Origin of the sequence: Rubripirellula obstinata (assembly GCF_001642955.1) — a bacterium.
In the GTDB taxonomy this organism is placed as follows: Bacteria; Planctomycetota; Planctomycetia; order Pirellulales; family Pirellulaceae; genus Rubripirellula; species Rubripirellula obstinata.
The window spans coordinates 22,760-29,710 of sequence record NZ_LWSK01000069.1 but is presented as its reverse complement, the minus strand read 5'-3'; the positions used below and the strand labels follow the sequence as shown (position 1 = coordinate 29,710).

At 53.0% G+C, this 6,951-nt stretch carries 4 protein-coding genes; 2 read left to right on the top strand and 2 right to left on the bottom strand.

What is annotated here, in order from left to right; translation table 11 throughout:
* Positions 1–439: 439 nt before the first annotated feature.
* A complete protein-coding gene (locus RC85_RS16505; protein WP_235033454.1) occupies positions 440–2,650 on the bottom strand; it encodes a response regulator in 2,211 nt (736 codons plus the stop codon).
* A 26-nt stretch (positions 2,651–2,676) separates the two neighbouring features.
* On the bottom strand, positions 2,677–3,966 hold the full coding sequence (locus tag RC85_RS16500; RefSeq protein ID WP_160148220.1) for an ABC transporter substrate-binding protein: 1,290 nt from the start codon (positions 3,964–3,966) through the stop codon (positions 2,677–2,679).
* A gap of 279 nt (positions 3,967–4,245) precedes the next feature.
* Here RC85_RS16500 and RC85_RS16495 point away from each other — a divergent pair, with 279 nt between their 5' ends.
* Positions 4,246–5,499, top strand: coding sequence for a putative DNA modification/repair radical SAM protein (locus RC85_RS16495; RefSeq protein ID WP_068264808.1), 1,254 nt, complete (start codon positions 4,246–4,248; stop codon positions 5,497–5,499).
* A 12-nt stretch (positions 5,500–5,511) separates the two neighbouring features.
* Positions 5,512–6,945 (top strand): UdgX family uracil-DNA binding protein, encoded by a 1,434-nt coding sequence (locus tag RC85_RS16490; RefSeq protein ID WP_068264806.1) that lies wholly within the window; start codon positions 5,512–5,514, stop codon positions 6,943–6,945.
* Positions 6,946–6,951 lie beyond the last annotated feature (6 nt).

Here is a 6,951-nt window from a genome sequence, read left to right as displayed (position 1 = left end):
GTTTCGCGGCGTAGCCGCGAAACCGAGCCAGAGAATTAGTGAGAGATAACGCTGCCATCCGGGGATTTACATCCCCGGCAGAGAGCTTCCGTCCCGCCGGGACTATTCACGAACGTTATGGTCGCGGATCGATCAACGACAATTTGCATTGATTTGTTCGACTTCCCTCGGGATGAGTGACGACACCAATCCGGCAGTAATTAATACGACGTCCCCTGCGAAAGCCGACACTAATTTTTCGCTCGTTCCTTAGGTTTTGGTGGGTTGCTTACAGACCGTATTTGTCACGGGAAAAAACCTGATCGCAAGCCTTTTCGCTCACTTTGATCGGCAGCACGCAAGCGGGAGAGTAGAGGGTGGAGTGGGCCCTGCCGCTTACGCGCCCGAGGCTCACTTTGATCGGCAGCACGCAAGCGGGAGTTCACCGAGAAGTGTCGATTCATGCCCCATTTTCGTGATGGGCGTAGCGTTGGACTTTGGCGAACAGTTCTTCTGATTTGATTGGCTTGGAAACGTAGTCGTCCATCCCGGCATCCAAGCATGCTTCACGATCACCCTTCATCGCGTTCGCTGTCATCGCCAAGACGGGAATGTGTCCGCCGCGGTTTTGTTCAATCAAACGTATTTCGCGTGTCGCATCCAATCCGTTCATCACCGGCATTTGAACGTCCATCAAAACAAGATCGAACATCGTTTGCTCTGTTTCCACTGAACTGCCAGGCGGAAAGAGCGATTCGATGGCTTGTTGCCCATCGCTCGCAACCACAACCGAATGGCCTTGTTTTTCTAGCAATCGAGTTGCAACCTTCTGATTCACCAATCCATCTTCGACTAGCAGAATGTGGGCAGGCAAACCCGACGCTTGGATCGGCGAAACAGCAGCGGCGGTCAACGCAACTTCCGCGTTTCCAGTCGCCATGTTGATCGCCTGAAGAAGCGTTGAATCTTTCACGGGTTTGGGGATGCATCGCACGACATCCAATTCGCGTGCGCGGCCACTGTCGAATCGCTGTGATGCCGAAGTCATCAAGACGACCTTGGTGCATGACACCGCCGGGTCGGAATGCTGACGCAGTTTTTCAGTGAAGGACAACCCATCGATTTCGGGCATGACGACGTCAACCAAAACGATGTCGTATGGATTTCCCGCCTGTTTGCTTTGTTGCAATTCGGTCAGCGCGGCGTTTGCATCGGCGACAGTCGCGGCGGTCAGTCCCCAAGATCTCAGCATGTCACAAAGAACTTGGCGACTGGTTGCGTTGTCGTCGACAATCAACACACGTTGACCTGAAAGCGAAGGCAAAACGTTTGTCGAGCCAGCACTGTCGGCGATGCCAAAATGAGCCGTAAAGCGAAAAACGCTTCCTTTTCCAACTTCACTTTCCAACCAGATTTTTCCGCCCATCAATTCGGTCAGCCGTCGCGAGATGGTGAGTCCCAACCCCGTCCCACCAAACTGCCGCGTCGTCGTGCTATCGGCCTGACTGTATCTGCCAAAAACAGCGTCCTGCTTTTCCTTGGGAATACCAATGCCGGTATCTCGCACCGCGAAACAGAGCGTCAAGTCAGTGTCGCTTCGCGATTGCACCGAAACATCAACGACAACCTCACCTTCGTCGGTGAACTTGATCGCATTGCCAGTCAAGTTCATGACGATCTGGCGAAGACGTGTGGGATCACCCACCAACGCATCGGGAACATCGGCCGGGATACGACTGGCAAGTTCTAAACCTTTTTCAGATGATCGGTTCGCGATCGTCAGCAAGGTATCGCCAAGCGTTTCTCGCAGAGAGAAATCGATCGTTTCGAGTTCTAGTTTCTCGGCTTCGATTTTTGAAAAGTCAAGAATGTCGTTCAGGATTTGCATCAAGGCTTCGGCGGATTGCTTGACGATATTTTGGTGATCGCGTTGCTCGTGCGTTAAATCCGTGTCGAGCAACAATTCTGTCATGCCGATGATTCCATTCATCGGTGTACGAATTTCGTGGCTCATCGATGCCAAGAATTCACTCTTGGCCTGGTTGGCTGCTTCCGCTCGTTCTTCTTCACGCAGTGCAACGTTCTTCAGCCGCCGCAGCGGTTTAAAGACAAACAACCGAGTGATCAGAATCGAGGTTCCTGAAACGGCAAGCGACATCACTAATCCTAGCGTGATCGCGAACAATAGATCCCGCCGAATCTCGTCCGTGACAGCGCGGCGCGACATCACCAGACTGACTTGGCCGATCACTTGACCTTCGTATTCGACATTCGACGTGGCGATCGCGTGCAATGACGATCGCGAATAGTCGAATAAGTTCCAATCGGGCGATCCCGGTTGGCGTCGCATTGCCAGGATCTCGCTCCCGTCGGTGACCTCGGCGTACTGTATTTCTTCATTCGTTAAACTGACGCCCAGCAGATCACCGATCGTTCCCTCGTCGATATTCCACAACGGCGTCGCAATGCTGGTTGCAATCGACGCGGCGCTGCGATCAACCTGTTCGCGGATTTTTTCGTCGAATTTTGATACCGTAAACAAGCCCGCCACTGCACCAAACACGCCCAGCGTGATCAAAATCGTGGTCACCAATGCGATCACATAACGAAGCGTGATCCCGCGTTCATCGACGCTGTTGTGGTGTTTCGATTCGGTTTGATGATCAACCATGCTTTTCCGCCGTTATTCTTCCGCCATCATTCTTGCAGCTTAGCTGATTGCGACTGATCCTGATGTTGCTTTGTTACTAATTCACGAATGTCAAACTGGTAACCTTTTTGATCAGGTTGGTGAACTAATGAAAACTTGCGAAAGTCGATATCTTTCCAAGTCGAACGATCGAAAATAGCTCGATAGGTGCCAAGGTTCTCTCGAGTGACCAGTCGCATTGCCAATGAAGACCGCTTGGGAATGCGATCCAGATCGATGCCATGAAAGAAATCGTGCAAAAGCACCGCCGCCCATCCGCCATCCAAGACATGCCCGCCGACGCTGGCGAACATCTTCCCCTGCTCGATCAATTCCATGGCCTCCGGCGTTGCATCGACGCCTCCGATGATGACATCCTTTCCCGGAACGAGCTTTCGGTCAGAGATGGCATTGACTGCTCCGATTGCCATCGGGTCACTGGCTGACCAAACGACCGATGCATCGGGATATCTGCGATGCAGCACGCGACACCGTCGCCTTGCCAATTCTTCGTTCCAATCCGCGGCCACGACTTGATCCAGCACAGCTTCGTCGGAACGTTTCGCGATGGCGTCTTGCAAACCCGCGAGTCGTTGGGTGGAGGCACCATCGGAAATGACTCCGATCAAACCGATGATATGCACCTTTCCATCTTCTCCGATCCGCTGCGGCACGCGCCGCGCTTCATCGATCAAAGCGTTCGCAAGATGAAAGCCAGCCTCGAAGTCATCTGGTAATACTTCGCCAAGCCAGTATGGCAAACTCGTTCGAGGTTCGCCGATCACTTCGGCCAATTGTTTTTTCAGTCCCGCATTGACCAGTAATGCTGTGACTTCGTGACGGTTGGCGATCTTTAAAAACTTGACGCCACCTCGTTTGAAACTCTGGAAAACAATCGCATCGGGTTTGTCTTGTGCTGCGCAGACATCCAGAATCTGGGCCTGCATTAAGTTGCGACTGCTGGCGGCGTATTGCACTTCCAATTCCATGCCCAGATCTGTGGCGGCCTCATCCATAAATTCCGCGAATGGTCCCCAGAAGTGATCGTTGGGGATTCGCGGAGTGAAAAGCACGATCCGATAAGGCTTGTCCTGGACAAAAGGTTCAACCCCGTAGAGACGATTCGCTTGGAAAGCATGTGTCAACATTGCAGCGACAAACGCCAAGCCGAACCAACTTGCAAAGCTCAAAGACCCTACAACGATTGAACGAAACGAACGTGAAGGATCGATTAGACGCATCTCGGCGAGAATCGGTTGAAGTCGCAATGTGGTTTCGTCGCCCTCAATAGCTTTCATTTGGTCCTTGCGAAACATCTGACTACTCTCATCTTATTGTAACAATCTGCCGCGATGCAGTAGTAGAAATTCAACCATGAATCGCGATTGGTTCAGTTCTTGCCTCTTCCCAGCGTCGGCCGGAATTAGGTCAACTGATCAATATCAACAAGCAATGTGATTGGTGACTAAGCGGTAGACCGTGCTGAGTAGAGCGAAATGCGGCAGAGTGCAGGGCAAAAGATGGGTTGTCGAAGCTGATACACTATCAAAATCTGCCTCTCACCGGTTATTCAATGCATGGACGTCCAGGCCAAACTTGCTGTTCTCGCGGACGCTGCGAAATATGATGCGTCCTGCGCCAGCAGCGGCTCCAAATCGACCCGCGAAGGATCCGAAATCGGCAGCACCGAGGGCATGGGGATTTGCCATAGCTACACGCCTGATGGTCGCTGCGTTTCGCTTCTGAAAATCCTTCTCACCAACTACTGCATTTACGATTGCCAGTACTGCGTCAACCGAATTTCCAGCGATACACCTCGCGCCCGGTTCACGGTCGATGAAGTCGTTTCGTTGACGATGGAATTCTACAAACGCAACTACATCGAGGGCTTGTTCCTCAGTTCTGGAATCATTCAAAACTCCGACTACACGATGGAGCAATTGACGTCGGTCGCAAAGAAGCTTCGCACGCAACATCACTACGGCGGTTACATTCATTTAAAGACGATCCCCAATGCGTCCGAAGCGTTGATTGCAGAGGCAGGACGATGGGCGGATCGGTTGAGTGTGAATATCGAGTTGCCGACTGAAAGTGATCTCGTTCAACTGGCTCCTGAAAAGAAGAAGCCTCAAATTGTGGGAGCGATGACGGGAATCCGAAAAAAGATTGACGAGTACAAGCAGGAAACCAAGGCTGGGTTCAAGCCACCACGGTTCTCGCCAGCCGGCCAGAGCACGCAAATGATTGTCGGCGCGACCGCCACGCCGGACGTGGAAGTTTTGAAGACTGCTTCGTCGCTGTACACCGACCAACGACTCCGCCGCGTCTACTATTCGGCCTATAGCCCCATCCCGCACGCGGATGCCAGATTGCCCGGCCAATCGCCGCCACTGATTCGCGAGCATCGACTGTATCAGGCCGATTGGTTGATGCGGTTCTATGGATTCGAAGCCAGCGAGATTGTTGCTGAAGCGGATCAGAATTTATCGCTAGACATTGATCCCAAACTTGCTTGGGCTCTTGCCAACCGCCATTACTTCCCCGTCGATGTCAACCGAGCCAGTCGAGAGGAACTGCTTAGGATTCCCGGCATCGGTGTTCGCAGCGTCGATCGCATCATCAAAATTCGGCGGCATCGTGCCTTGCGAACCGAGGATATGAAGAAGCTTCGTGTGGCTTGGAATCGGGCAAAGGTTTTTGTGACGACCAGTGATCACAATCCCGGCTTGGCAGATTTGGACAAGCTGGATCTGGCGGGCAAGGTCAAACCCAAGACGCAACAGTTGATGTTGTTCGATGCCGCCAGTTCGGCCATGACCGGGGAAGTGTGAGTTGGCCAAACGATGACGCAATTTGTTTTTGCCGACTCATTCGAATCCTGGCGCACCGAAGCTCGTCGTTTGATGGTTGCCGGTGTTGAGCCATCGGCGATTGCGTGGACCAACGAAACGCAACAGCCCAGCCTGTTCGGCGACGAAGTAGAAACAGACCAATCCGCGTCCAAGCCTTCCTTCACCGTTCCGCCAAAGTTCCTGGATCTTGCACAAACGGTAGCCTGCCATCGCAATCCCAGCCGTTGGGAAATCCTCTACCGAACGCTGTGGCGAATCTGTCACGAGCAAAAACATCTGCTCGAAATCGTCACCGATGATGACGTGCATTCGTTGACGCAAATGCGAAAAGCAGTCACCCGTGACGTTCACAAGATGAAGGCGTTTGTGCGGTTCCGAAAGGTGGAATCCGAATCTGGTCAGGAAAACTATATCGCTTGGCATCGGCCTGATCACAGGATCGTTCGCTTAGCAGCGCCGTTCTTTTCACGTCGTTTCAAAGCGATGAACTGGACGATTTTGACGCCTGATGAATCGGTTAGCTGGGATCAACAACGCCTGGAATACGGTGCCGGTGTTCCTGTCACGGAAGCACCCGACGAAGACGCATTGGAAGAGCTTTGGTTGACTTATTACGCCTCGATCTTCAACCCGGCTCGCGTGAAAGTGGCGACCATGAAACGCGAAATGCCAGTCCGGCATTGGGCAACGCTTCCGGAAGCTGCCTTGATCGACGACCTACTTCGTGATGCTCCGGCGCGAGTCGATGATATGATCGAGCGCAGCGAAGGGATCGCTGAAACAGCGACAAGCTACTTTCCAGAAATGCTCGGCGACGAATCGTTGGACCTTGCAAAGCTTCGCAGCGCCGCGATGGTTTGCAAGGCTTGCCCGCTGCACGGCCCGGCAACGCAAACGGTCTTTGGCGAAGGAAGTCACGATGCCAGGATGATCATCGTCGGCGAACAACCGGGCGATCAGGAAGACATCGCGGGACAACCATTCGTGGGACCAGCCGGATCGTTGCTAAACGAAATGCTCGGTGCCGCACAAATCGAACGCGGCGACATTTACGTCACCAATGTTGTCAAGCACTTTAAGTTTGTTGAAAAGGAAGGTTCGGGCGGGCGAGGCAAACACCGGCTGCACAAGAAACCTGATTCACGCGAGATCTTTGCTTGCCGTCCTTGGTTGGAGGCCGAGATCGCAGCGATCGCACCCGACGTGATCGTTTGCCTGGGCGCAACGGCGGCTCAGGCATTGTTTGGCCGCGACTTTCAAATCACCAAAAGCCGTGGACAATTTTCCGCCACCGATTGGTGCGCCCACACGATTGCAACCTGGCACCCGGCAGCGATTCTGCGGATGCCCGACGACGCTCGAAAGAAGCAAATGAAACAACAGATGATTCAAGATTTAACGATTGCAAGAGAACGATTCACTTAACGCACA

Excerpts from the sequence above, each read along its gene's own strand:
- RC85_RS16505 (WP_235033454.1), bottom strand. The coding sequence starts at position 2,650 with ATGGTTGATCATCAAACCGAATCGAAACACCACAACAGCGTCGATGAA.
- RC85_RS16490 (WP_068264806.1), top strand. The coding sequence starts at position 5,512 with ATGACGCAATTTGTTTTTGCCGACTCATTCGAATCCTGGCGCACCGAA.
- RC85_RS16500 (WP_160148220.1), bottom strand. The coding sequence starts at position 3,966 with ATGAAAGCTATTGAGGGCGACGAAACCACATTGCGACTTCAACCGATT.
- RC85_RS16495 (WP_068264808.1), top strand. The coding sequence starts at position 4,246 with ATGGACGTCCAGGCCAAACTTGCTGTTCTCGCGGACGCTGCGAAATAT.